Consider the following 26,236-nt stretch of genomic DNA (forward strand, 5'->3'; position numbering starts at 1 on the left):
AAATTAAACTTTTAAGAAACAAAAAGTAGTAATTTTGACCATTATAAATTTAAGATTTTATCATGAGAAAGTTTTTATTTTTATTTTTTGCAGGGCTTTTTTTAACACAAGCACAAGTAAATGAGCAAACTACTGCAAAAAATCATGAGAATAAACCAAAATTGGTTGTTGGAATTGTTGTAGATCAAATGCGTTATGATTATTTAACTCGCTTCTACAGTAAATATGGAGAAGGTGGTTTTAAAAGAATCATGAATGATGGTTTCAACATGAAAAATGCACATTATAACTACATTCCGACATATACGGCAGTTGGACATACGTCAATTTATGCTGGAACGACACCTACAAATCATGGAATTATTTCTAATTCTTGGTATGATAAATATGCTAAAGAAGGTATTTATTGTGTAGATGATTCAAACTATAATACAGTTGGAACAAATTCTGACGAAGGGAAAAAATCTCCTCACAGATTACAAACTACAACTGTTACGGATCAAGTTCATTTAGGACAAAATAATAATGGAAAAGTAATTAGTGTTGCTATTAAAGATCGTTCGGCGATTTTACCTGGGGGACACACAGCAAACGGAGCTTTCTGGTTTGATGGTGGAGATCAAGGGAAATGGGTAACAAGTACTTTTTATATGGATAAGCTTCCTTCTTGGGTAGCGAAATACAATACTTCAGGAGATGTGGATAAATTAATGAGCAAACCTTGGGAAACTTATTATCCAATTGAAACTTACACAGAAAGTATTGCAGATGATAATCCTTATGAAAGAAAATTTAAAGGAGAAGAAAAACCAACTTTTCCACATGATGTTCCTAATTTAAGAAAGACAAACAAAAATTATAGTCTGATAAAAGCAATTCCTGCTGGAAATACTATGACTAAAAACTTTGCAGAAGCTGCGATTCTTGGAGAGAATTTAGGAAAAAGCGAATTTGTAGATTTCTTAGCAGTGAGTTTTTCTAGTACAGATTATGTTGGACATCAGTTTGGTGTAGATTCAAAAGAGATTGAAGATACTTACATTCGTTTGGATAAAGATTTAGAAGAATTTTTTAATTTCTTAGATAAAGAAGTAGGAAAAGGAAATTATACTTTATTCTTAACTGCGGATCATGCTGCGGTGCAAGTTCCTTCTTACTTAAATTCTTTAAAAATTCCTGGAGGATATTTTGATGATGAAGTTTTTGCAAATTATGTAAACGATATCACGGAGAATTATTTTGGATCAAGAGAAATAGTAGAGAATATTTCTAATTTCCAGATTTTCTTAAATGCTGAAGAAGTAAGAGAATTAAAATTAAACAAAGCTTATGTACAACAAGTAATTGCTGATGAAATTATCAACTTCAAAGGAGTTTATAAATCAGTGACTGCACAAGCTTTACAAAGTTCTAGTTTTGATTATGGAATTTTAGATTTATTACAAAAAGGATATAATCAAAAGTTTTCTGGAGATATTTTATTTGTTCCAACTCCAGCAACAATTAGCTATCCAAAACACGGATCTACACATGGATCAGGTTATAGTTATGATACACACGTTCCAATGATTTTCTACGGAGTAGGTATTAACCAAGGAACTTCTATGAATTATTATCCAATTATTGATATTGCTCCAACAATTTCTACATTAATCGGAGTGGAATATCCAAATGGAAATACGGGACAACCAATTTCTGAAGTTTTAGAATAATATAAGAATTGATATAAAACAAAAAAGCTGTCGTAATTGACAGCTTTTTTTATGAATTATTTTTTGTTTTCATATTTAGTTTATTCATTTTACTCATTTCTTTTATATTTTTTAATTTGGAATTCGTGAATCTCATACTTCGATTTGTTCTTGATAAAAAAACGAACCAAAAAAATCAAGACTTTATTTTTAAAATCAAAAATCTACGAAATTTGAAAAAGACGAAAAAACTCGCTGTCGCTCAAACAGCTTTTCATCTATTTTTTTCAAAATTCTTGATTTTTACAATTTTAAAAATAGGTCAATAAATTTCTCGTAAATGAGTTTAAAATTAGATTTTAAAGGAAAAATTTATTGTTCTCTAGAAGAGGAATCAAGTGTTTTGCGTTTTTCTTTGTCGCTACTTTTTTAAGTAATTCCAAATGACCTTTATGATGTGTATCTGTTCCTGCAAAATTGTACATTCCTTCTTTTAAAAGTTTCTTTGCAGTGATTGTTACATTAGAACCATATTGTGGTGTTAGTGAAAGTAAATTCAATTGAAATTTACATCCAAGCTGTTTTAATTTTATATACATTCCATAGTTGTCATGATAATAAGCATATCGTTCAGGATGTGCTAAAACAGGAATATAACCAGCCATTTTTATTTCAAAAATAATATCTAAAAGATTAATAGGAGGATTCATATAAGAAAGCTCCACCAAAATATAATTATCTTTCAGCGTCAAAATTTCTTTTTTGTCTAAAAGTTCTAAAAACTGATCATCTAACATGTATTCAGCCGCAGCTCGAATTTTTACATCGATATTATTATGGATCAATTCTTGTTGTACTTCTTTTAATTTTCTCAGAATAATATCCGGATTATTCTTCCAAACATCTCCTAAAATATGTGGTGTTGTAATGATGTTTTTAATTCCATAAGAAGCCATTTTTTCAATTAAATTTAAGGAATCTTCCATGTCCTTTGCGCCATCATCTATACCTGGTAACAAATGAGAGTGAATATCAACATACTCATTTGGGAAAAAATCTTTTGGATCTAATTCTTTATTTAAAAACCACATTTTGTCTAAAAATTTAAAAACGAAGCGAAACTAATTAATAAAATGCACTTTTTGAGAAAAAATTGTATTAAATTGGAAAAGCTATTTCTTTCGTAGTAATTTTTGAAAAAAATAGATTGAGATTTTTAAAAAAAAGTTAGATTGCAAATTCAATTTTAGAACAAAAAAATGAAAAATATAGTAGTTACAGGAGCGAGTAGAGGAATTGGTTTTGAGCTAATTCAGTTATTTGCAGCAGAAGGAAACAAAGTTTTGGCTTTGTCAAGAAATATTTCTCCAATAGAAAAATTAGAAAACGAAAATATACAAGCAATTTCTGTAGATCTGACAAATGAAGCAGATATTCACACAGTTCATGATTATATCCAAAACAATTGGGAAAAAGTAGATATTCTAGTAAATAATGCTGGAAGTTTGGTAAACAAACCATTTTTAGAAATTACACAAGAAGATTTCTTAAAAGTGTATCAAGTAAATGTTTTTGGAGTTGCTAAAATGACACAATTGATGATTCCTTTTATGAAAGAAGGAAGTCATGTAGTGAATATCAGTAGTATGGGAGGAATTCAAGGAAGTATGAAATTCCCAGGATTGGCAGCTTATAGTTCAGCTAAAGGAGCAGTAATTACTTTGACAGAACTTTTAGCAGAAGAATACAAAGATTCAGGAATTTCATTTAATGTTTTAGCTTTAGGAGCTGTACAGACAGAAATGTTAGAAGAAGCTTTTCCAGGATATCAAGCGCCAGTAAATGCTTTAGAAATGGCAACTTATATCAAGAATTTTGCAGAAAATAGTGGAAAATTCTATAATGGGAAAGTTTTACAAGTTTCAGCTTCAACGCCATAGCTTTGGAAAATATTGAAGTTTTAAAAGAATTTATACCAGAGGGTGCTTTTTCAGAAATAAAAAATCTTTTGAAAAAGTACCCTATTTCTATTGAAATTGTGAAACAACGAAAAACACGTCATGGTGATTTTCGGAGAATGCCAAATGGAAAAGTAAAAATCACGATTAACAATAGTTTAAATAAATATCAATTTCTTCTTACTTTGGTTCATGAAATTGCGCATTTTGTGGTGTTTTTAAATTATAAAAATGTAAAACCACACGGAAAAGAGTGGAAACAAACTTTTCAACATTTGATGCTTCCTTTTTTAAAACCAGAGATTTATCCAGATACAATTCTTTCTCCTTTGGCCAATTATCTTAAAAATCCGAAGGCGAGTACAGACTCTGATATTAATTTATCTTTAGCTTTAAAGAATAAAACTAAAAACTCCGAAAAGAATTTTATCTTTGAGCTTTCGTTTGGAAGTGAATTTCTTTATCAAAATCGAAATTTTATTGTAGAGAATAAAAAAAGAAAACGACTAGTATGTTTAGAAATTCAGACGCAAAAGCGATTTTTATTTAATCCATTAGTAGAAGTAGAGTTTATAAAATAAGCTTTTTGTAAGTTTTTTTATAAAATTGAAGATAAAATACAACGATATGCAAAGTAACTATTACGCTATTATTATGGCAGGTGGAATTGGTTCACGATTTTGGCCAGTGAGTACAAAAAAGTTTCCAAAACAATTCCACGATATGTTAGGAACAGGAGAGACGTTGATTCAGAAGACTTTTTCGAGATTGGAAAAGTTGATCCCAGCAGAAAATATTTTGATTTCAACAAATGAGGAGTACAAAGATTTAGTTCTTGAGCAGTTGCCAAAAATAGACGAAACACAATTGATTTTAGAGCCAACAATGCGAAATACGGCACCATGTATTTTGTATGCAGCAAAGAAGGTTTATGCTAAAAACCAAGATGCTGTAATGTTAGTTGCTCCTTCAGATCATTGGATTGAAGATGAAGATACTTTTATTAAATCAATTGAAACTTCTTTTAAAGCTACTGAAAAATCGGATATTTTGATGACTTTAGGAATCCAACCTTCCTATCCAAACACAGGATATGGTTATATTCAATTTAACGAAGAGGAGGCAGAAATAAAGAAAGTAAAACAATTTACAGAAAAGCCAAATCTAGAAAAAGCAAAAGAATTTTTAGCAAGTGGTGAATATCTTTGGAATGCAGGAATTTTCATCTGGAGTGCAGCACATATTCTAAACTCTTTTGAGAAGTTTTTACCAGAAATGTCAGCACTTTTTGCAAAAGGAAATGAAGCTTATAATACAGAAAATGAAACTACTTTTATTGAAGAAAACTATCCTTTAGCAGAAAATATTTCTATTGATTTCGGAATCATGGAAAAAGCACAAAATGTGTATGTTTTACCAGTTGATTTCGGATGGAATGATCTTGGAACTTGGGGGTCTATTTACAATAAATTACCAAAAGATTCGCAAGAAAATGCTGTAGTAGGAGATAAGACAGTTTGTATTGATTCGAAGAAAAATATCATTCGATCTTCTGGAGAAAAGCGAATTGTAGTTTGTGGTTTAGAAGATTTTATCGTTGTTGAAGATAAGGATACAATCTTAATTTGTCCGAAAGATAAAGAGCAAGAAATTAAAAATATTAGTGCTGAGGTAAACGAGAAGTTTCCTTTGAACTAAAATATTTTACATAAAAAAAACAAAAACCCGAGATTGTAATAATCTTGGGTTTTTTCATAAACAAACTTAAATGCAAAAAACTCTTTTATATGATTCTTAAAAGAGAATTACTTTATTTTCCAAGAATAAGTTAGGTTGAAACCATTTGCATTATATGAAGGATTTTTCTCCCACCAGTCGTTGTTCGATTGGTGAAATTGTCCATAACTTAATCGCCATTTACTTCCTTTTTTTGAAGTGTACTCCAATCCTAAATGACTAGAATGTGTAAAGGTGAAATTTGTTCCATTATGTGGAAATTTTGAAAACCCTTGATAAAAACCTGTTCCATATTCCAAATAAGGACTCAAACGTTTTTTACCAAAAATATGCCATCTGAAATAAGGTTGTAAACCCACTCCAAATCCTGTTTTTTGTGTTTTGCTTAAATAATTTCTTTCATCAAACCATTGTTGGAAACTTACTTCTAGCGCTACTGCAAACCATGGAGAAATTCTTCTTTCTACTCCAAAATGTTCTTTTATAACCGTTTTATATTCCCCAATAGCGTAACTTCCCCTTACTTGCCAATAATCTCCTTGTTTTTCAGATTTGAAAACAAATTTTGCCAAAATATAGGAAACAGTAGCTGCTCCAGCAACACGAAGAAATATTTTTTCATTTGTTAATGTAATTCCTCCGCCATGATGTAAACCAGGAATTTCTGGCCATTCTTTTGCTTCTTTATAAGCTATTACCTTTGAATCTGTTTTTTGTGAAAATACTTTTGTATTTGTAAGTAAAATCAAAGCGAAAATCAGAAGGTTTTGAATTTTATATTTTTGAAATAAATTCATGTTTTTTTAGTTTAAATTTTTGCTGATAAATTATTTACCAATAAAATATCCGATAGAAAATGTGAAGTAATTATTCGAAATATTTTGATCAATTGCGTTGATAACCACTTTCGAATTTGGCATAAAATGGTAACTAAAACTCAAGCGAACTTGATCATATTCAATTCCTGTTTTTAGCATTCCTCCCCAAGTAGGGTCAAAAGAAAAAGGCTTGTCTTCCCAAATAATATCTCTGGAATAATTATTTACGATATCAGAAGAAATATCTGCAAGCTCATAATAACCAAAACCAGCTTCTATAAAAGGAAAAAGCTTTTCGGTTTCAAAAAGATAATATTGTGCAGTTGCGGTGTAGTTTAAGTTCAACCTAGAACTTCCTGTAATATAATTTCCTTCTGCATTTTTAATTTTTTTAGCTAAACCAGCACCTTCAATTCTCGCACCGATTTTCAATTTGTCAGAAATAGTATATTTTATTTCACTTCCAACGATTACATCTGTTTTTCCATGTGGAAATATTAAACCAAAATCTACTCCAAGACGAAATTTTTTCAAGATTTGCGCAGAACTATCTGTGAAAGAAAATAGAAGTATGATTGTACAAAAACTCGTAAGAATAGATTGTTTGGTTTTAAGTCTTTTTAATTTCATTTAATTTCTTCGTTTTGTTCTTTGGCAAAAGAAGAAAATGAAAAGGAAATAAAAATTGACCTGAAGTCAAGTAATCGGCTTTTTCATTAAAAACCCTAGATTAAACGATCTTTTTTCGGATTCTACTTAATGTTTCTGGACGAATATTGAAATAGTTTGCAATCTTGTTTAAAGGAATGTTTTTTAAAATTTCTGGATTGCTTTTTACCATTTCTAAGTACATTTCTTCTTTAGATTTTAAAAGTAAATCTCGTTCGCGATTGTATTTTTTTACATAATAATTTTCCACTTCTTTTCGGCCAATTTTATTAGCTAAAATAGATCTCTCACAGATTTTTTGATAATCGGAATAATTTAATTCTTCATAAACACAGTCAGTAATCGCAGTTCCTTGAATCTCTGAAGGAGTTTTTGTTAATATTGAAGCAAAAGAACAGAAGAAGTTTCCTTTGAAGATGAAACTCAAAGTTTTTTCAATTTCACCAAAACCTATAGAAGTTTCAATAATTCCTTGGTTTAAGAAATAAATTTTATCACCAATCTTACTATACGGATAAATGATTGTTCCTTTTTTTACTGTTTTTTGTACAATGTCAAATGGAATTTTGTCTTGATCAAATCGTTTGTCGTAGTGTTCTTTTATATAATCACTTAAAGTTATCATATAGTAAATTTTATCTGTCAAATTTTAAATTATAAACCCAGAAAAATATTCTTTTTTGAGTTTGAGATTCTGAAAAAATGTTAAAACAAAGAAAAATTATTTTTGTTCCGTTTTGTTTTAATTTTCGCAAATATATCTCAAAATAGCGTACAGACTAAAAAGACAACAACGAATTAACATTTAAAAAAATCTAAAAAGAAAACAGTAAAACCTCTACTTATTCTAAATTTTTGAAAATACTTAAAGTAAAGTTTTAAATCTTATTAAAGCTTTGGTTTTATGATAAATATCATTGGGATACTAAAATAAAATGCTAATTTTTGTAACTTATTGCTAATAAAATTAGTTGTTTTATTAGTGGTTTTTTTGTTAAAATTAAATAGGTAGGCGATGTTGAAGGATTTGAGAGGAAACTTATTTGGAGGAATTACAGCAGGGATTGTTGCGATGCCTCTTGCTCTAGCTTTTGGAGAGCAATCAGGATTAGGACCACAAGCAGGATTAATTGGAGCATTAATGATTGGTTTTTTTGCTGCACTTTTAGGAGGAACAGCAACACAAATTAGTGGGCCAACAGCACCAATGACTTCTTTAGCCATTGTACTAATTGCAACTTTTAGTGCGATGGAAGGAGGAATTTTATTAACACTTTTTACATTTTTTGTAGCGGGGATTATTCAGATTTTAATGGGAGTATTCGGAATCGGAAAGTATGTGAAATACATTCCGTATCCCGCACTTTCTGGGTTTATGACAGCAATTGGAGTTTTGATTATTTTAGGTCAAATTTACCCGATTTCTGGACTAAAATCACCAGCAGGAGCTTTGAATCAAGTTCTGGAATTTCCCACATTATTTGATACTTTAGATATTTATGAACTTGGGATAGGAATTGCAACTATTGCTGTGATTTATCTTTTTCCGAAAATAACGAAAGCAGTTCCTAGTACATTAGTTGCTTTGATTGTAGTTTCTGCAATAGTTTATTTTTTACCTTTTAAAGATCGAGTTTTATTTATTAATTCTATCGAATCTCATATTCCAACACCACAATTAACACAGATTCCGCCTTTAAATAAAGAAACGATTCTTCTAGTACTAGAATATGGAGGAATGTTAGCAGCACTTGGAGCCATTGATTCTTTGTTGACTTCAGTAATTGCAGATAATATTACCAAAACAAAACATAACAGTAAACGAGAATTAATCGGGCAGGGAATCGGAAATGCTATTTCAGGAATTTTCGGAGGATTGCCAGGAGCTGGAGCTACGATTCGTACAGTTGTAAATATAAATTCTGGAGGAACAACAAGACTTTCAGGAGTTGTTCATGCAATTGTTTTGTTGTTAATTCTTTTGATTTTTGGAGAATATGTTTCGTTTATTCCTAAATCTGTATTGGCAGGTATTTTATTTACAGTAGGTATCGGAGTGATAGATTATAAAGGTTTAAGACATTTAAGACATGTGCCAAGAGCAGAAGCTTTTGTTTTGATTTTGGTATTGATTCTTGCTGTTTTCATGGGATTGGTAGAAGCAATTGTCGTAGGTGTAGTGTTGTCATCTTTATTATTTATGCGTCAAGCAGAGGAGATTGGAGTCGCAAAAACCGAAGTTACAAGTTTGGAAAACTTCAAAAAAGAAATGCCTTGGATGGATGAAAAAGATTTGTTTAAAGATATCCCAGAAGATGCAGTTTATGTGAAGCATTTATATGGTTTTTTATTCTTCGGTATTTCTTCAGAATTTCAAAAAATGATTAAAAATCTGCCTGATGTAAAAATTGTAATTATTCGTTTTGAGCGAGTTCCATATATAGATCAAACAGGATTGTATGCTTTGGAAGATTCTATTTTAGATTTAGAAAGAAGAGGAATTGAAGTTTATCTGACAGGAGTAAAAGGGCAACCACTTTCGATGTTGAAAGCTTTAAAAGTTGTACCAGAATTGATTGGAACTGGGCATATTTTTAAGAACATTGAGGATTGTGCGATTCACGTTTCTAATGTTTTAGAGAAAAGTCAAAAAAAGGAATAGAAAATAAGATCCTTTGTATAAAAAATAAAAAGTCTAGAGTTTTTAATGCTAGACTTTTTTCATGTTAATTCGAAATATAATTTATCTATGAAAAATCTTTTAATACATACCTGAAATTAATGTTGCAATAGCAATTATAATCCAAATAATAGTTACCAGCCAATAAGTGATAGGTTCATATTTTCTATAAATTGGTCTGAATGTCCACGTTACACCAATATATAAATCGTAAAGTTGCCAAAGAATTAAACCTATTCCAACATAAAACCAAATACTCATCTTTTTCTTTTTTAATTGTTAAACATATATTTTATTCTCTCTAAAATACCAAGGTTTTCATACCAAAACCACCAAAGTCCATCTTCCAATTCTTTTGGAGTCATTTGCTTAGGCTGAAAAACAGCATGACTCCCTTCATAAAGTGACCAATCTTTTGTAATGATTCTATTTTCTTTATCCAATCTTTCGAAAGTCTCCGAACCAGGGAAAGGAATCATTAAATGTGGATAAGCTTTATCCACTTCAATATCTTTTACAAAATCAAGAGTTTCTTGAAAGATATTCGTGTCATGCGCATCAAAACCAAAAAGAAAATCACCAACTACTTCAATTCCGTAACTTTTAATTATTTGTACGTATTCTTTAATTTTATTTGGCTTTACGAAAGCTTTTCCTTGTTCTTTTAAAGCAGTTTCAGAAGGAGTTTCGATACCAAAAAGAAGTGATTTTACTCCAGCTTTTTGTGCTGCTGCAAGTAATTTTTCGTCACGTGCAATCATTATTGTTGTTTCTCCAAAGAAATTCATATTCAGAGGAGCTAATGCTTCAAAAAGTTCGATTGTATATTCTTTATTTTGTGTCAAATTATCAGAATGAAGCTCTACCCATTCAACACCAAGTTCTTTTAGAGCTCTAACTTCATTTACAATAGCATCAATAGGTCTTAGTTGAAATTTTTTGAAAAATTTGTGTACCAAACAAAAATCACATTTAAAAGGGCAACCTCGTGAAACAACAACAGACCATGTGTAATCATACTTTTCAGGAGTCAGGATATGAGTAGGGTAGGGCTTAAGATCTTTCAAATCGAAAGCTGTTTTTCTCTGATAAGATTTTTTTAGAAATCCATTACAATAATCTTCTAATAATTCTTCCCAAATTCCTTCAATTTCACCAATAAGAATTGTATCCGCATATTCTTTTGCTTCTTCAGGCATAAAATGCGTGTGTAATCCACCTAAAACAATAGTTTTTCCTTTTTTGCTAAACTTTTCAGCAATTTCATATGCACGATAAGCATCCGGAGTGGACATAAAAATAGCAACAATATCTGCTGTAGAATCAAAATCTGTTTTCATTCCAATAGTTTCATCACACATTTCAATTTCTACATAATCTGGTGTTGTTGCAGCAGCTGAAAAAATATTTTGTGGTGGTCCACCAGTTTCAGCTTTATACTTAGAGTATTCGCTACCAGCAGAAGCTTTAATCAAATATACTTTCATCATTCTTAGGTTTTAAAATTAAAAGAATTGAAAAAGGGTTTTCGAATACTATTTTAGATTATGAACTCATTTAAACTTTTTAATTCAAAATTCGTTTTAAGCATGTTCATTACTGGTTTGTAAAAATTTTTAACCATAGCTAAGGCTATGCTGAAAAATTATTCCTACACCATTAATAAACATCAGATAAAACTCTTTGTTTTGACAAAAAAGTCTAATTGAGTTCTATTGTAGAAATAATGGGGAAAGCATAAAATATAAATTACCTCTACCAAAATTAATCATTAAAAATAGTATTCTAATCACCTTTAACTTTTAGTTAATAATGTAGGATAAAGAAGTTTTAAAGGAATACGAATGAGAAAGGTACTCGGTTTTGTAAATCGTTCTTTAAACCTACATGACAAAATTCTTTGTTTTGAGGCTTTATTTCTTTGATTTAAATCAAAAAATGGTTTTTTGAGTTGAATTTTCACGAAAATGAGCTTTTTTGACCTAAATCAAAAAGCAGGAAATGAGATGTGATTTTGATTTAAGTCAAAAGTCTTTAATGTGTAATGTAAGAGCTTTGCTGTATCAATTAATTAAAACTTTGAGGTATGAAAAAATTAGTGATTATTACATTGACATTAATGATGAGTTTATCGGCTTTTGCTCAAGATCATAAGAAAATTGTTGGAATTTCTGGAGCTATTCCTTTAGGAAATACAAGTGATGTTTCGAAAGTTGGATTTGGAGTTGATTTGGGATATTTAATTGAAGCTTCTGATAGGTTTGAAGTAGGATTTGTATCAGGTATATCTTTTTTCAAAGGGAAAGAAGTCGATTATATAGAAGAGTCACAAACTAAAAAGTTTAAATATTCAGATGCAAAATATATTTCTTTGGCTGGTGTATTTAGATATAATCTTTTGGACAATGTTTATATAGGAACAGATTTGGGCTATGCTATTGGAATTGGTAAAGATGTGAAAAACGGACTGTATTACAGACCAAGATTAGGTTTGAAACTAACTGAATTTGTTGGTTTGAATGCTTCATATACTGGTTTAAATGTCAAAGGAGGAACTTGGAAATCTATGAATTTAGGAGTTGAGTTTTCATTATAACAGTTTTTATAATTTTTTAAGATCTAAGGTGTAGCTACATCTTAGATCTTCTATGTTTTTAAAGGTATAATATTATGAGTTATTCAATAAAATCAATTTTTAAAAGATATAAGTGGAAGATTTCGATTACTTTTTTTCTTTTAACAACAGAAAATATTTTAAAAATTATTCAACCATTTGTTTTAGGAATTGCAATTAATGATTTGATCCAAAAGAAAAATAATGGAATATTGTTGTTCTGCCTTTTATATGGTTTGAGTTTTATTACAGGTGTCATACGAAGATATTACGATACTAGAGCTTACACTTTTATTTATACAAATATTGCAACAGAAATAGCTGAGAAACAACATGAAAATAACGTTTCAGTTTCGTCTATTTCTGCAAGAAGTTCTTTGGTGAAAGAACTAGTTGATTTTTTTGAACACGATGTAACTCAGATATTTTCTTCTGTTATCAGTGTTGTTGGAGCGCTTTTTATGTTGACATTTTTTAGTTGGTCAATTTTTTGGATTTCTATAGGGGTGATTTTCTTAATATTTCTGATTTATAGTTTTAGTAATAACACGATTTATAAATACAATTTAGGTTTAAATGATGAACTTGAGCATCGAATTAATATTTTAGAAAGTAAAAAAACGACAAATACCTACAATCATTTTAATAATATCTCGAAATGGCTTGTGAAACTTTCAGATTTAGAAACATTGAATTTTGGAATTATTGAAGTCATTTTATTCGGTTTAGTAATTTTTAGTTTATATATCGCAGCTGGAACTATGACTGCAACAGCAGGAGGGATTTTTTCTATTGTCACCTATGTGATTGAGTTTTCTACTGGTATTTATATGTTACCTTTTGTTTTTCAACAATTAATTAGGTTAAAAGAAATAAGTAGTAGAATACAAAAAGTCTAAAAATATTAAACGCTGTTTTTATGAGAAAACAGCGTTTTGATTATTTATGTCTTAGTACTTTAATTTTATTTCAAGCTATAATAGTAATTAAGGACTGCTATTGCATCTAAAGGTTTTTTACAGTTTAATTTGTTCTCTTTAATATATTTTTTTAAACTATTTTTTTTATCAGAATAAAGTTTTAAAATTTTAGAATTTGAAAGTTTTGTTCTAACATACTTTTCATTGTGTAGCACATAATATTTTACATATTTCTTTAATACAACTCCACTTTCAGCGGGTCTTGCTCCTGAGTAACCTCTTGCAGCGCTTTTTTTAATTGTAGTTTTGACTTTATATATTTCCTTTACAAGTTTAGGCTTTTCTACATTTGGTTCAAAAGTTTCAAAAAATACAGCATTAATACTATTTGGTTTTTCAAAATAAGACTTATCTATTTTTAGAAAATCTCTTGGGGTATTATTTTTTGAATCAAAAATTCTAAAACCTCTAATTGTTGAGTTATCTAGTTGGTAAAACATACCATCAACCTCTTCATTGTCGTCGTCATAGCTAACTAGATTGATTGTTCCGTTTTCAAGATTATAATGCATACGATCTTTAGAGATAATTGTGTTATCATCAATTTCAATGTGACCAATGGACCAATTTTTTTTTAGAAATGGATTTAATTCTTTTGAACGTGTAATTTCTTGAACAGCTCTAGCGCTCCCTGTTTCATTAAAAGTTAATTGTTGTGATTGAATATTTTTCATTGTACCAGGAGACACTTGTCCGAACGATGTTGAAAAATTAAAAGATGCGGCTAGCGCCATTGAGAAAAGTAAATGGTTTTTCATAATTTATCATTTTTAAGATTTTTTGAAATAATTTTAGGTAAATTTAGTTAAAAAATGTTAAAAAAATAATAATGATTTACATTTAGCTAATTTATTTTAATAGTATTATGCATAAATAATTATATATTTTTATGAAAAGTCGTGTAATATAAAATAAATGTAATGATATAAAAAAAGCAACCATATGAGGTTACTTTTAAGTTTTTTTGAAAAAGATTATTCTTTTTTATATCGTTTTAGTTCTAATAAAATAGTGTCACTATTAAGTTCAGGAACGGAACCATCATAGTATAATTTCATTTTAACATCAGTCAGTTCCTGAATTTCTAATTTTAAGTCAGGAGTATTTTCTCCCATTTTAGAAATAATGTATTTACCTTCAACTTTCCATGTTCCAATTTCTTCCTCGCGTTCAATTTTACAATCTTTCATAACAATACTTTTAAACGTACCATCTGAAAGATATTCTGTTAATTCTTCTTGACATTTTTTATTAGGAAGATCTGTTTGTGGTTTTCCATTAAATTCAGCATGATTAATTGTCCAAACCCCAATGATTTTAGATTTGTCAATTTTACTTTCTTCAATTTTTGTAAATGCTGCAAAAACTAGACTTAATACTAGAATTACTAATAAGGTTTTTTTCATATTTGTCTTTTATTTAAAAAACCCTGAAAATATTATTTTTCAGGGTTTTGTTTTTTTTGATTTATTCTGCTCTTTCGTAGGTAATAATTGTCTCAATACTATTTATTATATGAACATCATTAATATTTTCATCTTGTTCAATTACAGTTTGAAGTTTCAATGTAGTATCTGTAAGTTCAACAATAGTTGCCGCTCCTTCTGAACTATTAGTTGTTCCGTCTCCAGTTCCACCTTCTCCAATCATATATAAAGTATTTTCATCATCATAATACCAAGTTCCTGAAGATTCAAAAGTAGTTGGTGAAGTCTGTATGTCTTCAAGCCCATTACTATAATTAGTAGTTAATTTAGTAACAACAGTTCCTGAAGTTTCAAATTCTTTAGGATTGTCCGTTAAGTTTAAAACTACATTTGTTTCTAAAGTTTCTCCAACATAAGTATAAGAAGTAGTAATTCCATTTGCAGTTGTAGAACCTTCTCCTGTGTAGTCTTGACTAAGCATATTCCAAGTACCAGTTAATAAAGCTTCATCTACTTCATTCTGTTCATTTTGTTCATTGTTATCACCATTTTGGTCATTGTTGTCATTTTGCTCTTGATTGTTGTTCTCAACATTGATTCCATCATCATCAGAGTTACAAGAAACTAAAGATATAACAGAGAATACAGCAATGATAATACTAATTTTTTTCATTTCATTAAATTTTTGTTATTAAAATATTACAATATTAATAAAATTTAATAAAATGATGAAATAAAAAAACCGATGTTTTATTTAAAACATCGGTCTATATAATTCAAAAAACTACTAAAATTATTTTTCTTCTTTTTTAGGTAAATCTAGAATTACAGGATTTTTTACTGTTTCTTTTGTTACAGCTAAATCGATTACTTCTTTCATTTCTTTCACATAGTGGAAAGTTAAGCCTTTTAAATATTCAGCTTTAATTTCCTGGATATCTTTTCTGTTTGCATCCGAAAGAATAATTTCTTTAATATTTGCTCTCTTCGCTGCAAGAATTTTCTCCTTAATTCCACCAACAGGAAGTACTTTTCCTCTTAAAGTAATTTCTCCTGTCATTGCAACATGAGCTTTTACTTTTTTCTGTGTAAATACAGAAACTAAAGAAGTTAACATTGTAATTCCGGCACTTGGTCCATCTTTTGGAGTTGCACCTTCAGGAACGTGAATATGCACTTTATAATTATCAAAAACTCTGTGATCAATTCCGAAATCTGCTGCATTTGCTTTGATATATTCCATCGCAATTGTTGCAGATTCTTTCATTACTTTACCTAAGTTTCCAGTAATTGTTAATCCACCTTTTCCTTTAGAAAGAATAGATTCGATGAATAAAATATCTCCTCCAACGCTTGTCCATGCTAAACCTGTAACAACTCCAGCAACATCATTATTCTCGTATTTATCTCTATCTAAATGAGAAACTCCAAGAACATCTGAAACATCTTGATTTGTTACTTTGATATTGTATTCGTCTTCCATTGCGATTGATTTCGCTGCATGACGAACCATTTTTGCTATTTGCTTTTCTAAAGTACGAACTCCAGATTCTCTAGTATATCCAGAAACAATTTTTTCTAATTGTGGTTTTGCGATTTTTAATTGATCTGCGTTTAAACCGTGTTCTTTTAATTGTTTCGGTAATAAATGCTTTTTCGCAATTTCTACCTTTTCTTCAACAGTATATCCAGTTACATTAATTATCTCCATTCTATCACGAAGTGGAGCAGGAATTGCACCTAGATTATTTGCTGTTGCAATGAAAAGAACTTTTGATAAATCATAACCAACTTCTAAGAAATTATCATAGAAAGTTGTGTTTTGCTCAGGATCTAAAACTTCCAACATTGCAGAAGAAGGATCTCCTTGGTTTGCTGAAGCCAATTTATCAATCTCATCTAAAACAAAAACAGGATTTGAAGTTCCTCCTTTTTTGATTCCTTGGATAATTCTTCCTGGCATCGCTCCAATATATGTTTTTCTGTGTCCACGGATTTCTGCTTCGTCACGTAAACCACCTAAAGACATACGAACATATTTTCTACCAACTGCTTCTGCAATAGATTTTCCAAGAGAAGTTTTTCCAACTCCAGGAGGTCCATATAAACAAATAATTGGCGATTTCATATCTCCTTTTAGTTTTAATACAGCTAAATACTCGATGATTCTTTCTTTAACTTTATCTAAACCAAAATGATCTCTATCTAAAATCTTTTGTGCTTTCTTTAAATCAAATTTATCTTGAGAATATTCTCCCCAAGGTAATTCTAACATTAAATCTAAATAATTTCTTTGCACAGAATATTCAGCCATTTGAGGATTCATTCTTTGAAGTCTTCCAATTTCTTTTTCAAAAATTTTCTTTACTTCATCAGACCATTTTTTTCCTTTGGCCTTCATTTTCATTTCCTCAATCTCTTCTTCAAAAGATACTCCACCTAATTCTTCTTGAATTGTCTTCAATTGTTGGTGTAAGTAATATTCTCTTTGTTGCTGATCCATATCCGTACGAGTTTTCGATTGGATATCATTTCGCAACTCAAGCCTTTGAAGCTCTAAGTCCATTCTACTTAAAGTTTGAAGAGCTCTATCTTTTAAGTTGTCAATCTTTAATAAATTTTGTTTTTCTTCAACATTTAAATTCATGTTTGAAGAAACAAAATTGATTAAGAAAGAATTACTTTCAATATTTTTTATTGCAAAACTAGCTTCAGAAGGTAAATTCGGGTTTTCACGAATAATCTTTAAAGCTAATTCACGGATCGATTCGATAATTGCATCAAATTCTTTATCCTCTGTTTCTGGACGATGCTCTGGAACTGGAACTGCTGTAGCTTTCATAAAAGGTTCTTCTTGGATGATTTCCTTTACTTCAAACCTCTTTTTTCCTTGAATAATTACAGTCGTATTTCCGTCAGGCATTTTAAGAACTCTTAAAATTCGAGCAACTGTACCTACTGTATGAATATCTTCTAATGTTGGATTTTCAACATTCTCATTTTTCTGTGCTACAACACCAATTACCTTATTACCTTTATTCGCTTCTTTGATTAAAGCAATCGACTTATCTCTTCCTGCTGTAATAGGAATTACAACACCAGGGAAAAGAACAGTGTTTCTTAATGGTAAAATCGGTAAAACTTCAGGAAGTTCCTCATTATTAATCCTTTCTTCGTCCTCTGGAGTCATTAATGGAATTAATTCAGCATCTTCATCAAATATATTTTCTAATGACATTTTGTCAAGTCTTATAAATTTAGAATCACTCATAGTGTATTTTTAGTCATTTTGTCATGTAAACATTTTAACTTTCTTGCTTAAATACAAGAAAATCAGATTAAAAAAACACTGATTTTTAAATATTTACATATATTCTACAAGAATTATAGTAGTATTAAGTCAATTGTTATGCCATTGTATTTTGGCGTTTTAGACTATTATCCCGTAAAGTTATTCATTTAGAAATAAAATAAATTTGATTTTCTATTATTTTATGAAAACATTATATCGTAAAAATATGATTTACAGTAGATAAGATTAAAATATTTAATTTTTCATAATTAATTTTCAATTCATTTAAAAAGAGGAAGTTGTAAAGATGATTTTTGTTTAAAAAGTATATTGTATCTTTGCAAAATTATGGATACGAAGACGAAAGAGTTAATCGAAATAGGTAAAATGTTACCTATGATGGAAGAATTTTATACAATTCAGGGAGAAGGTTTTTATACAGGAACCGCAGCATATTTTGTAAGAATTGGAGGTTGTGATGTAGGATGTCATTGGTGTGATGTAAAAGAAAGTTGGAATGCAGAACTTCATCCGCCTACGCTTGTAGATTCTATTGTAAAAAACTGCGAAAACAATTCAGATACTGTTGTAATTACAGGAGGAGAACCATTAATGTGGGATTTAACTTATTTCACTGAAAGTTTACAAGAAAGAAAGATTCGTACACATATTGAAACTTCAGGAGCTTATCCTTTAACAGGTGTTTGGGATTGGATTTGTCTTTCTCCAAAGAAAACAAAATTACCTTTAGATGAAGTTGCAGAAAAAGCACATGAATTAAAAGTAATTATCTATAATAATAGTGATTTCAAATTCGCTGAAGAACAAGCAAAAAGAGTTTCAAAAGATTGTAGATTATATTTGCAAGCAGAGTGGAGTAATCGAGAAAAAATGACTCCAAAAATTATAGATTATGTAATGAAGAATCCGAAATGGAAAATTTCCTTACAAACTCATAAATATTTAAACATTCCTTAACCTTTTTACATTTTTTTTATATATTGCAGCATCATTAATACAAAATTAATAATTTACTCTTATGAAAAAAATATTACTTTTATTTGTATTTGCATGTTTCACGATGTTGCAAGCAAATGCTCAAAAATCAAGCTCTTTTGATCAAGATATTCAAAGCTTGTTAGAATTAAATAAAGGAACTGATTTTTACAAAAATGGAATCGAGTCTTTAAAGAAAGTTGCAAAAGATAAAGCAGATTTTGCTTCAGTACAAAAAGATTTAATGAGTCATAAAAACGAAATCATGTCTACAATGAAGAAATATGTAAAATCTACATTTTCTCATCAAGATGTGAAGGATATGATTAAAAACATTAAATCTGGAGAAAAATTATCTCAGAATTCAACAGATTTTTCTAGAAGATGGAGAGCAATTAAAGGAAACTTTGATAGAGCTGTTAAGAAAGCTTACCAACAATATATCCAATAAGAAAAACTTATTTTTAAAAAGGGCTTAATTGAAATTTTCAATTAAGCCCTTTTTTTTATTCTATTTTTTTTGTACTTTAAATAAAGTATTAACAATCATATAAGTATAAAAAAAGATTTTTTTTGAATAGTTTGTAATTTTTGAAAATGATTACGTCTATCCTAAAAATTAAAATTTATTACTATTAATTGATAAAATATGAATAAGTACATATCATTATTATTTAGAATTGTTGTTGCAGTTATTTTAGTTCAAACTTTAAGATTCAAATTTGCTGCGCATCCAGATAGTATCTACATTTTTGAAAAAGTAGGTCTTGGAGCTCCAGGGAGAATTGGAACAGGTATTGCAGAACTTATAGCAGCAATTTTAATTTTGATTCCAAGAACAGTTTGGTTAGGTTCTTTGATGACAGTAGGAATTATCGGAGGAGCAATTTTATTTCATCTAACAATTTTAGGAATCGAAATCAATGGGGATGGAGGAACTGTATTTTATCTTGCTTTAGTAAGTTTTATTTTAAGCCTTATTCTTCTATGGAATGAAAGGAAAAAGATACCAATCATTGGTAAGAAATTTTAACATATCTATAAGAATAAAATAATTTTTTATTGCTCATATTTGGTTGTTTTAATTTATTTATTAACTAATTAACAAATTTTTAAACTTATGGGAAGACCAGCTACTAAACCAGGGAAACTTAGAGACGGATTTTATATTGAAGTAAGAAACAGAGGTGAGAAAACAGGAATTAAGTTAAGAAGAGAAACCAAAAAAGCCATGATGGCGGCAATTGAGCAATATGGTAGAATTAAAGAAATCGTAATCCTGGGGGAGTCTAAAAATGGTAAGTGGATTGATAATCAGAATAAAGTTTATAGTATATCCTAATTTACTTAATTATGACTCCAAAGAAAAACCCAAATTTTACTGAAAAGTATATTAAAAGCGTCTAAAATTACACTCAAAGTATTTTAGACGCTTTCTTATTTTAATTTATTTTTTCTAAAAATTCATCTTCTGTTAAGATTTCCACCGTTCCTAAAGCTTCTGCTTTTTTCAATTTTGATCCAGCTTTTTCTCCAACAACTAAGAAATTTAATTTAGAACTAACTCCACTAACTGTTTTACCTCCAAATTTCTCCACCATTTCTTTTGCTTCATCACGTGTGAATTTTGTCAATTTTCCAGTGAATAAAAATGTTTTTCCTTCTAAAAGATTATTTTCTACAACATTTTCAGTAGCATCCATTTCTAATTGCACACCTACTTGACGAAGTTTCTCTATAATTTCTAGATTTCTTTCTTCGGCAAAATAAGCAATAACACTGTCTGCGATTTTATCTCCAATTTCATCAACGTTGACAAGTTCATCTCTTGTAGCTTTTGCTAAATTGTCAATTGATAAATAATGTTTGGCTAATTTTTTAGCAACGGTTTCTCCTACAAAACGAATTCCTAAACCAAATAAAACTTTCTCAAAAGGAGCTTTTTTAGAAGCTTCAATTCCGTTTACAATATTTTTCGCAGATTTTTCCGCCATTCTTTCTAATGGCATGATTTCCTCCACTTTTAAATCATATAAATCCGCATAGGTTTTTACTAAGTCTTCTTTGACAAAAAGCGCAACTGTTTCTCCTCCAATTCCATCAATATTCAATGCTTTTCTAGAAATATAATGTTGAATTCTTCCAACAATTTGTGGAGGACACCCTAATTCGTTTGGACAATAGTGTTTTGCATCTCCTTCTTTACGAACTAATTCTGTATCACATTCTGGGCAATTTGTAATATACTTTACAACTTCTGCATCTTCTTTTCTTTTCGTTGTGTCTACACCAACAATTTTTGGAATAATTTCTCCTCCTTTTTCTACAAATACGGTGTCTTTTAGATGTAAGTCTAATTTCTCCATCTGATCCGCATTATGCAGAGAAGCTCTTTTTACAGTAGTTCCTGCTAATTGTACAGGTTTTAGATTTGCAACAGGAGTTATTGCACCAGTTCTTCCAACTTGATAAGTTACTTCTTCTAAAATAGTACTTTCTTGTTCAGCTTTGAATTTATAAGCAATTGCCCAACGTGGGAATTTTGAAGTAAATCCTAATTCATTTTGAAGTTCTAAACTATTTACTTTGATTACAACTCCATCTGTTTCGTAAGGTAAATCATGTCTTTTTGTGTCCCATTTTTCTACGAAAGCTAAAACTTCATCAACATTTTTACAAACTTCGATTGTTTCAGGAACTTTAAAACCTACTTTTTTAGCTGCTTCTAAAATTTCAAAATGTGTTTTATATTTATCTTGATCAGCAACAACTTGGTATAATAAACAATCCAAAGGACGTTTTGCTGTTTCTGAACTATCTTGAAGTTTTAAACTTCCACTTGCAGTATTTCTTGGGTTTGCATAAGGATCTTCACCTGCTTCAATTCTTTCTTTATTCATTTTTTCAAAACCATCAAATGGTAGGATGATTTCTCCACGAATATCGAAGTTTTCTAAAAATTCTGAAGTTTTAATTTTTAAAGGAAGTGACTTAATCGTTTTTACGTTTGTAGAAACATTATCTCCTTGAAAACCATCTCCTCTTGTTACAGCTGTTTCGAAGTTTCCATTTTCGAAAGTTAAATTAATGGAAGCACCATCATATTTTAATTCACAAGTATATTCAATATTCTCTGCACCTGTTAATTTATGTAATCGCTTTTCCCAGTCTAAAACATCTTCTTTTGAATACGAATTATCCAAAGAATACATTCTTTGTTTGTGTGTAATTGTTTCGAAGTTTTTTGTGATTTGTCCTCCAACTCTCTGGCTTGGCGAATTTGGATCGAAATATTCTGGGTTTTCAGCTTCTAATTTTTCCAGTTCTTTTAGTTTGATATCAAAATCATAATCTGAAATTTCTGGAGTATCTAAAACATAATATTTATAATTATGTTCGTTTAATTCTTTTCTTAACGTCTCTATTCTTTCTTGAATTTCCTTGCTCATAATTTTTGTGTGTGAAAGGATAAAAATAAGAAACTTCTTGATATTTGAACTAAAGATTCTAGGTTTAATATTTTCTAAATTTTTGATGGATTTTTTTTGCGAAAGGGATTGTAGTGGAAAGCTTTTCTTTTGAAAAAATTAGAAATTCTTTGCAAACGGAGGCGACCTTAGAAGCCAACGTATTGCTTAGAAGTTCTTTTTTTGAAAATGAAAACTTGAAATGGAAAGCCCGACCTTTTTCTGAGTTTTTTGTAAACGAAGAAAAATGGTTTCGCCCAAATTTTAATGTGAGGGAAAATTTGTTGATAAAAAAATCCTTCAATTCTATGTTTAACCAATTAAAACATAAAAAAGAAGGATTAGACAAGTGTTGAAATTATATGAATAAAACAAGAAATCAGAAAGGAAAAATTTGAGAACTAAAGTGAACTTCAATCAAAGGGATTCGATTGAAGTTCGAACGCTATGCAAGTAAATTGTAGAGTCTGTTTAAATTTATATCAAAACAATTTATATGCTTCTTAAAAGCTCTTTTTTGTATTTTTTCTCCTCCATAGCGATGCTATGTACTCCAAAAAATACTTCAAAATAGCATTTTAATAAACTATAAAATAAATTCCGATACAATTTTAAACAGACTCATTATGAAAAAAATTTAATCTCTTGTTTCTTCAAAAATTCAAAACTCTTATTGTAAAACATGTGTAATATTTCTTGTTTCTGTTACCCTAAAATATCCTAAAGGTCTATTTTCTGGATTTGTTTGATTGTAACAATTTCCGTTTACACCAGCTGGATTTCCTGCAAAAGGATTTCCATTATCAGCTTGTTCTAAAAGTAAATTCATGAAATCGTAATATTGTTTTGAAATGTTTAAAAGCTTAACTTCTAACACATCTCCAATTTCAGAATCTTCAAACGAAACGCTTACATCTAATTGATTTCCTTTTGAAAAATCATTATCAAAAACACTAATATCTTTTAATGGCTTAGCACTTGTTTTTGATTCCAAATAATAGAAATAATCTTTATCTCCTGGGTCTGTAAAATATATTTTTAAACCAAGTTCATCTTGTAAAAAACCTGCATCATCTACTTGTTCTACTTTATCAATAGGAACTGTTGGAGCTAAAGTTTCTTCAGCGATATAATCCTCGTCTTTATAAGTAATGTGTAGCGTGTATTTTTCATTATATTTTGGTAGGAAATTCGTACAGATATAATTTCCTGTCCCAGGCTCTTCAATGAATTCAAAAGTATTTCCGCTTTCATCATTAACAGTTACAATCGCTCCATCTGCATTTGGTACACTTTCGTCATAATAAGGCGCTGTTGTTGTCAATTTAATTGTCTGAATTTCTCCGCTAGTACCAGCTTCCCAATCTAGAGCAGCATCAATTACTAAAACTGGAGGACTTACTGGTAAATCAAGTTCTACAACTTCTTCACAAGCTAAAAATGTTACAGAAATAATAGATAAAAATATATAAATCAGTTTTTTCATTTTTTAAAATTTAAAATTATAAGTAACAGATGGTACAATTCCGAAAATAGATAGCTTTACAGATTCATTTCTTAATGTTTCGTCATTTTGTTGGAATGAAATTGAATTTGCATTTTGTCTTCCATATAAATTATAGATACTAAATACCCATTCTGTTTGCCATTTTCTACCCTTGTTTTTTCTTGGTTTTAAAGTAGCTGAAACATCTAAATGGTGATAACTTGGTAATCTATTACTATTTCTATCCGCATAATTTGGAACTGTAATTCCTTGATATTCATATTGTGCATCAGGATAGGTTACTGGTCTTCCTGTTTGGAAAGCAAAACTTCCGCTAAAGCTCCATTTATCGTTGTATTGATAAGAAGCTGTCATACTAAAATCGTGTGTTTTATCGTATGGAGCATCGTACCATTCTCCATTATTAATTCCTGGCTCATTTGCATTTCTTCCAGGGATTCTCTGTTCCGCTTTAGATAAAGTATAAGCTAAAAGTCCTGTCCATTTTCCAACATTTTTTTGAGCTAAAATTTCTAAACCATAAGCTCTTCCTTCACCAAAAAGGATTTGAGTTTCAATTTGATTTTGCGCAATTAAATCTGCTCCGTCTATGTAATCAATTCTATTTTTTAAATCTTTATAAAAAGCACCAACTTCTAGAGAATAAGCACCATCTTTAAAATTTTGCTGATATTCTACACTATATTGATCTACTTTTTGAGGATCGATAAAAGTACCACTCGGAGCCCAAACATCTAATGGAGTAGGGGAGCTTGCATTTGAAATCAAATGAACATATTGGTACATTCTATTATATCCAGCTTTGATAGATCTGTCTTCTGCAAAATTATAAGAGATTGCTGCTCTAGGTTCTGGATTTGAAAAAGACTTAATCACACCAGAATATTTGATCAATTGATCTTCTTGCCCTGGTTTGTAGATTCCTTGTATAGGATCGTAAACAACAGGCATGTTATTTACATAAGTGTATTGCTCTTGACTTCCGATTCTTTGGAAAAAGCTATAACGTAATCCATATTCTACTTTTACTTTTGGTAATAATTGTTGTTCAATAGAAAGATAAGCAGCTTGTTCGTAAGCATATTTTTCGTCAAGTTTTCTACTATTAATAGAAGATTCAGCATTTAATGGTTCTATTTCTCCAGGATTAAACCAATAATAACCACCATTTGCTCCAAATCTTAATTTGAAATTTTCGCTAGCATTGTATAAGAAATCATATTTTGCATGTGTATTATTTGTAGAAGATTTCCATTTAAACTCCGCAATATCAATTTCTAAATTATATGCATAAGAAGTATAATGAACAGAAAAATCAGCACTTAATTTATCATTCCAATTTTGTTTCCAGTTTAAATTCCCTAATTGATTTCCGTATGTATTATTAAAACTTCCACTTAAATCAATAACATCTCTACCAAAATATCCTGAAAGAGAAAGGTGATGTTTGTCGTTGATTTTATAATTTAATTTTGTGTTTAAATCATAGAAATAAGCAATGTTGTCTTGGTTAGCAAGCTTTAAAAATAAATGTGCATAACTTGCTCTTCCTCCAACCATGAAGTTTAACCTCTTTTGTTTGTCAACAGGACCAAAAAGAGTTAGTTTACTAGAAATTGTTCCGATACTTCCTGTTCCATGAATTTTATCAGAAGTTCCATTTTTTTGATAAACATCTAAAACTGAAGAAACTTTTCCTCCAAATTTCGACGGTATTCCGCCTTTATATAGTTTAATACTATTAACCACATCTGCATTAAATACAGAGAAAAACCCAAATAAATGTGAATCACTATATACAGGTGTTCCGTCTAATAAAATTAAATTTTGATCTGCAGCACCTCCACGAACATTGAATCCTGAACTTCCTTCACCATTATTACTTACACCTGGTAAAAATTGAATCGATTTGATAATATCTGGTTCTCCACCAACAGAAGGAATTTTTTTAATTGTAGAAGCTTTAATACTATAAACACCAAGAGCTGGCTTTTTTACATCTGTTGTAGTTACTCCTTTACTAACAATTTCAACTTCATCAAGACTTTCCACTTCAGGAGTTAATTTGAAGTCTAAATAAGTATTTGAAGAGAAATTAATAGTTTTTGAAACAGTTTGATATCCTAAATATTGAATTTCTAATTTATGATTCCCAGTTGGAATATTAATTTTGAAATTTCCGTCATCATCTGTGGTAGTTCCCAATTTTAACTCTGGAAAACTAACACTTACAGCAAATAATTTTTCATTTGTTTTTTCATCACTTACATTTCCAGAAAAGGTGATTTTCTTTTGAGAAAAAACACTAAAACTTACTAACACAAAAAAGATAGGAATTATTACTTTTTGAATTTTCTTCTTATTCATCAGTTTTTAAATAATTTTTAATTTTTGATAATT

General features: G+C 29.6%; 24 protein-coding genes. 11 read left to right on the top strand and 13 right to left on the bottom strand.

All coding sequences use genetic code 11. From position 1 onward, the window contains the following. The first annotated feature begins 62 nt into the window (after positions 1 to 62). Positions 63 to 1,712: an alkaline phosphatase PafA gene (pafA, locus tag I0K12_RS07200; protein WP_196886611.1), complete on the top strand. Its 1,650-nt coding sequence runs from the start codon at positions 63 to 65 to the stop codon at positions 1,710 to 1,712. Between the two features lie 338 nt (positions 1,713 to 2,050). Here pafA and I0K12_RS07205 read toward each other — a convergent pair whose 3' ends face one another. Then, positions 2,051 to 2,782, bottom strand: a complete 732-nt coding sequence (locus I0K12_RS07205) for a tyrosine-protein phosphatase (protein ID WP_196886612.1) — start codon at positions 2,780 to 2,782, stop codon at positions 2,051 to 2,053. A gap of 168 nt (positions 2,783 to 2,950) precedes the next feature. Between I0K12_RS07205 and I0K12_RS07210 the strand changes: the two genes are divergently transcribed. Genes I0K12_RS07210 through I0K12_RS07220 form a run of 3 tightly spaced genes read left to right on the top strand, consistent with a single transcriptional unit; the run spans position 2,951 to position 5,347 of the window. Continuing rightward, positions 2,951 to 3,631, top strand: a complete 681-nt coding sequence (locus tag I0K12_RS07210; RefSeq protein ID WP_196886613.1) for an SDR family NAD(P)-dependent oxidoreductase — start codon at positions 2,951 to 2,953, stop codon at positions 3,629 to 3,631. 2 nt (positions 3,632 to 3,633) lie between these two features. Beyond that, on the top strand, positions 3,634 to 4,230 hold the full coding sequence (locus I0K12_RS07215) for a SprT-like domain-containing protein (RefSeq protein WP_196886614.1): 597 nt from the start codon (positions 3,634 to 3,636) through the stop codon (positions 4,228 to 4,230). A 46-nt stretch (positions 4,231 to 4,276) separates the two neighbouring features. Next, positions 4,277 to 5,347 carry a mannose-1-phosphate guanylyltransferase gene (locus tag I0K12_RS07220; RefSeq protein WP_196886615.1) on the top strand — a complete coding sequence of 357 codons (1,071 nt, stop codon included), beginning with the start codon at positions 4,277 to 4,279 and terminating at the stop codon, positions 5,345 to 5,347. 107 nt (positions 5,348 to 5,454) lie between these two features. Here the strand turns inward: I0K12_RS07220 and I0K12_RS07225 are convergent, their stop codons facing one another. From I0K12_RS07225 to I0K12_RS07235, 3 genes are all read right to left on the bottom strand, one after another. Continuing rightward, entirely contained in the window at positions 5,455 to 6,183 is a 729-nt protein-coding gene (locus I0K12_RS07225; RefSeq protein WP_196886616.1) for an acyloxyacyl hydrolase, read from the bottom strand. Positions 6,184 to 6,213: 30 nt separating this feature from the next. Beyond that, a complete protein-coding gene (locus I0K12_RS07230) occupies positions 6,214 to 6,834 on the bottom strand; it encodes a hypothetical protein (RefSeq protein ID WP_196886618.1) in 621 nt (206 codons plus the stop codon). 100 nt (positions 6,835 to 6,934) lie between these two features. Beyond that, complete coding sequence (locus I0K12_RS07235) at positions 6,935 to 7,498, bottom strand: Crp/Fnr family transcriptional regulator (RefSeq protein ID WP_196886620.1); 564 nt, start codon at positions 7,496 to 7,498, stop codon at positions 6,935 to 6,937. 390 nt (positions 7,499 to 7,888) lie between these two features. Between I0K12_RS07235 and I0K12_RS07240 the strand changes: the two genes are divergently transcribed. Beyond that, positions 7,889 to 9,535, top strand: coding sequence for a SulP family inorganic anion transporter (locus I0K12_RS07240; RefSeq protein WP_196886622.1), 1,647 nt, complete (start codon positions 7,889 to 7,891; stop codon positions 9,533 to 9,535). Between the two features lie 99 nt (positions 9,536 to 9,634). On the opposite strand, the gene I0K12_RS07245 is transcribed toward I0K12_RS07240, so the two are convergent. After that, positions 9,635 to 9,814: a hypothetical protein gene (locus tag I0K12_RS07245; RefSeq protein WP_196886624.1), complete on the bottom strand. Its 180-nt coding sequence runs from the start codon at positions 9,812 to 9,814 to the stop codon at positions 9,635 to 9,637. A gap of 11 nt (positions 9,815 to 9,825) precedes the next feature. Then, complete coding sequence (locus I0K12_RS07250) at positions 9,826 to 11,043, bottom strand: B12-binding domain-containing radical SAM protein (RefSeq protein WP_196886626.1); 1,218 nt, start codon at positions 11,041 to 11,043, stop codon at positions 9,826 to 9,828. 596 nt (positions 11,044 to 11,639) lie between these two features. Between I0K12_RS07250 and I0K12_RS07255 the strand changes: the two genes are divergently transcribed. Together I0K12_RS07255 and I0K12_RS07260 are read left to right on the top strand one after the other, a co-directional pair. After that, positions 11,640 to 12,149 carry an outer membrane beta-barrel protein gene (locus I0K12_RS07255; RefSeq protein WP_196886628.1) on the top strand — a complete coding sequence of 170 codons (510 nt, stop codon included), beginning with the start codon at positions 11,640 to 11,642 and terminating at the stop codon, positions 12,147 to 12,149. 74 nt (positions 12,150 to 12,223) lie between these two features. Continuing rightward, a complete protein-coding gene (locus I0K12_RS07260; RefSeq protein ID WP_196886629.1) occupies positions 12,224 to 13,066 on the top strand; it encodes an ABC transporter six-transmembrane domain-containing protein in 843 nt (280 codons plus the stop codon). Between the two features lie 65 nt (positions 13,067 to 13,131). Here I0K12_RS07260 and I0K12_RS07265 read toward each other — a convergent pair whose 3' ends face one another. The 4 genes from I0K12_RS07265 to lon all read right to left on the bottom strand — a co-directional run bounded on the left by I0K12_RS07265 (position 13,132) and on the right by lon (position 17,845). After that, a complete protein-coding gene (locus I0K12_RS07265) occupies positions 13,132 to 13,905 on the bottom strand; it encodes a hypothetical protein (protein ID WP_196886631.1) in 774 nt (257 codons plus the stop codon). Between the two features lie 216 nt (positions 13,906 to 14,121). Then, positions 14,122 to 14,553, bottom strand: a complete 432-nt coding sequence (locus tag I0K12_RS07270; RefSeq protein WP_196886633.1) for a lipocalin family protein — start codon at positions 14,551 to 14,553, stop codon at positions 14,122 to 14,124. Between the two features lie 61 nt (positions 14,554 to 14,614). After that, entirely contained in the window at positions 14,615 to 15,247 is a 633-nt protein-coding gene (locus I0K12_RS07275; RefSeq protein ID WP_196886635.1) for a hypothetical protein, read from the bottom strand. A gap of 120 nt (positions 15,248 to 15,367) precedes the next feature. Continuing rightward, a complete protein-coding gene (gene lon, locus I0K12_RS07280) occupies positions 15,368 to 17,845 on the bottom strand; it encodes an endopeptidase La (protein WP_196886637.1) in 2,478 nt (825 codons plus the stop codon). 369 nt (positions 17,846 to 18,214) lie between these two features. On the opposite strand from lon, the gene I0K12_RS07285 reads away from it, so the two are divergent. The 4 genes from I0K12_RS07285 (at position 18,215) to I0K12_RS07300 (ending at position 20,204) form a co-directional block, all read left to right on the top strand. Then, positions 18,215 to 18,844: a 7-carboxy-7-deazaguanine synthase QueE gene (locus I0K12_RS07285; protein ID WP_196886639.1), complete on the top strand. Its 630-nt coding sequence runs from the start codon at positions 18,215 to 18,217 to the stop codon at positions 18,842 to 18,844. Between the two features lie 61 nt (positions 18,845 to 18,905). After that, positions 18,906 to 19,313, top strand: coding sequence for a hypothetical protein (locus tag I0K12_RS07290; protein WP_196886640.1), 408 nt, complete (start codon positions 18,906 to 18,908; stop codon positions 19,311 to 19,313). Positions 19,314 to 19,511: 198 nt separating this feature from the next. Further along, the gene (locus tag I0K12_RS07295) at positions 19,512 to 19,895 is read left to right on the top strand and encodes a DoxX family protein (protein ID WP_196886641.1); all 384 of its coding nucleotides are present in this window, start codon (positions 19,512 to 19,514) and stop codon (positions 19,893 to 19,895) included. 87 nt (positions 19,896 to 19,982) lie between these two features. Beyond that, positions 19,983 to 20,204, top strand: a complete 222-nt coding sequence (locus I0K12_RS07300) for a hypothetical protein (protein ID WP_196886642.1) — start codon at positions 19,983 to 19,985, stop codon at positions 20,202 to 20,204. Between the two features lie 100 nt (positions 20,205 to 20,304). Here the strand turns inward: I0K12_RS07300 and ligA are convergent, their stop codons facing one another. From ligA to I0K12_RS07315, 3 genes are all read right to left on the bottom strand, one after another. Further along, entirely contained in the window at positions 20,305 to 22,311 is a 2,007-nt protein-coding gene (gene ligA / locus I0K12_RS07305) for an NAD-dependent DNA ligase LigA (protein ID WP_196886643.1), read from the bottom strand. Between the two features lie 688 nt (positions 22,312 to 22,999). After that, complete coding sequence (locus I0K12_RS07310; protein WP_196886644.1) at positions 23,000 to 23,815, bottom strand: DUF4249 domain-containing protein; 816 nt, start codon at positions 23,813 to 23,815, stop codon at positions 23,000 to 23,002. Positions 23,816 to 23,818: 3 nt separating this feature from the next. After that, positions 23,819 to 26,203, bottom strand: a complete 2,385-nt coding sequence (locus tag I0K12_RS07315) for a TonB-dependent receptor (RefSeq protein ID WP_196886645.1) — start codon at positions 26,201 to 26,203, stop codon at positions 23,819 to 23,821. Positions 26,204 to 26,236 lie beyond the last annotated feature (33 nt).

Source organism: Aureivirga sp. CE67, assembly GCF_015767245.1.
Classification (GTDB): Bacteria; Bacteroidota; Bacteroidia; order Flavobacteriales; family Flavobacteriaceae; genus Aureivirga.

What these genes read in the sequence shown, in the direction of transcription:
- pafA (WP_196886611.1), top strand. Translation starts at nt 63, where the DNA reads ATGAGAAAGTTTTTATTTTTATTTTTTGCAGGGCTTTTTTTAACACAA.
- I0K12_RS07205 (WP_196886612.1), bottom strand. Translation starts at nt 2,782, where the DNA reads ATGTGGTTTTTAAATAAAGAATTAGATCCAAAAGATTTTTTCCCAAAT.
- I0K12_RS07210 (WP_196886613.1), top strand. Translation starts at nt 2,951, where the DNA reads ATGAAAAATATAGTAGTTACAGGAGCGAGTAGAGGAATTGGTTTTGAG.
- I0K12_RS07220 (WP_196886615.1), top strand. Translation starts at nt 4,277, where the DNA reads ATGCAAAGTAACTATTACGCTATTATTATGGCAGGTGGAATTGGTTCA.
- I0K12_RS07225 (WP_196886616.1), bottom strand. Translation starts at nt 6,183, where the DNA reads ATGAATTTATTTCAAAAATATAAAATTCAAAACCTTCTGATTTTCGCT.
- I0K12_RS07230 (WP_196886618.1), bottom strand. Translation starts at nt 6,834, where the DNA reads ATGAAATTAAAAAGACTTAAAACCAAACAATCTATTCTTACGAGTTTT.
- I0K12_RS07235 (WP_196886620.1), bottom strand. Translation starts at nt 7,498, where the DNA reads ATGATAACTTTAAGTGATTATATAAAAGAACACTACGACAAACGATTT.
- I0K12_RS07240 (WP_196886622.1), top strand. Translation starts at nt 7,889, where the DNA reads ATGTTGAAGGATTTGAGAGGAAACTTATTTGGAGGAATTACAGCAGGG.
- I0K12_RS07245 (WP_196886624.1), bottom strand. Translation starts at nt 9,814, where the DNA reads ATGAGTATTTGGTTTTATGTTGGAATAGGTTTAATTCTTTGGCAACTT.
- I0K12_RS07250 (WP_196886626.1), bottom strand. Translation starts at nt 11,043, where the DNA reads ATGATGAAAGTATATTTGATTAAAGCTTCTGCTGGTAGCGAATACTCT.
- I0K12_RS07255 (WP_196886628.1), top strand. Translation starts at nt 11,640, where the DNA reads ATGAAAAAATTAGTGATTATTACATTGACATTAATGATGAGTTTATCG.
- I0K12_RS07260 (WP_196886629.1), top strand. Translation starts at nt 12,224, where the DNA reads ATGAGTTATTCAATAAAATCAATTTTTAAAAGATATAAGTGGAAGATT.
- I0K12_RS07265 (WP_196886631.1), bottom strand. Translation starts at nt 13,905, where the DNA reads ATGAAAAACCATTTACTTTTCTCAATGGCGCTAGCCGCATCTTTTAAT.
- I0K12_RS07270 (WP_196886633.1), bottom strand. Translation starts at nt 14,553, where the DNA reads ATGAAAAAAACCTTATTAGTAATTCTAGTATTAAGTCTAGTTTTTGCA.
- I0K12_RS07275 (WP_196886635.1), bottom strand. Translation starts at nt 15,247, where the DNA reads ATGAAAAAAATTAGTATTATCATTGCTGTATTCTCTGTTATATCTTTA.
- lon (WP_196886637.1), bottom strand. Translation starts at nt 17,845, where the DNA reads ATGAGTGATTCTAAATTTATAAGACTTGACAAAATGTCATTAGAAAAT.
- I0K12_RS07285 (WP_196886639.1), top strand. Translation starts at nt 18,215, where the DNA reads ATGGATACGAAGACGAAAGAGTTAATCGAAATAGGTAAAATGTTACCT.
- I0K12_RS07290 (WP_196886640.1), top strand. Translation starts at nt 18,906, where the DNA reads ATGAAAAAAATATTACTTTTATTTGTATTTGCATGTTTCACGATGTTG.
- I0K12_RS07295 (WP_196886641.1), top strand. Translation starts at nt 19,512, where the DNA reads ATGAATAAGTACATATCATTATTATTTAGAATTGTTGTTGCAGTTATT.
- I0K12_RS07300 (WP_196886642.1), top strand. Translation starts at nt 19,983, where the DNA reads ATGGGAAGACCAGCTACTAAACCAGGGAAACTTAGAGACGGATTTTAT.
- ligA (WP_196886643.1), bottom strand. Translation starts at nt 22,311, where the DNA reads ATGAGCAAGGAAATTCAAGAAAGAATAGAGACGTTAAGAAAAGAATTA.
- I0K12_RS07310 (WP_196886644.1), bottom strand. Translation starts at nt 23,815, where the DNA reads ATGAAAAAACTGATTTATATATTTTTATCTATTATTTCTGTAACATTT.
- I0K12_RS07315 (WP_196886645.1), bottom strand. Translation starts at nt 26,203, where the DNA reads ATGAATAAGAAGAAAATTCAAAAAGTAATAATTCCTATCTTTTTTGTG.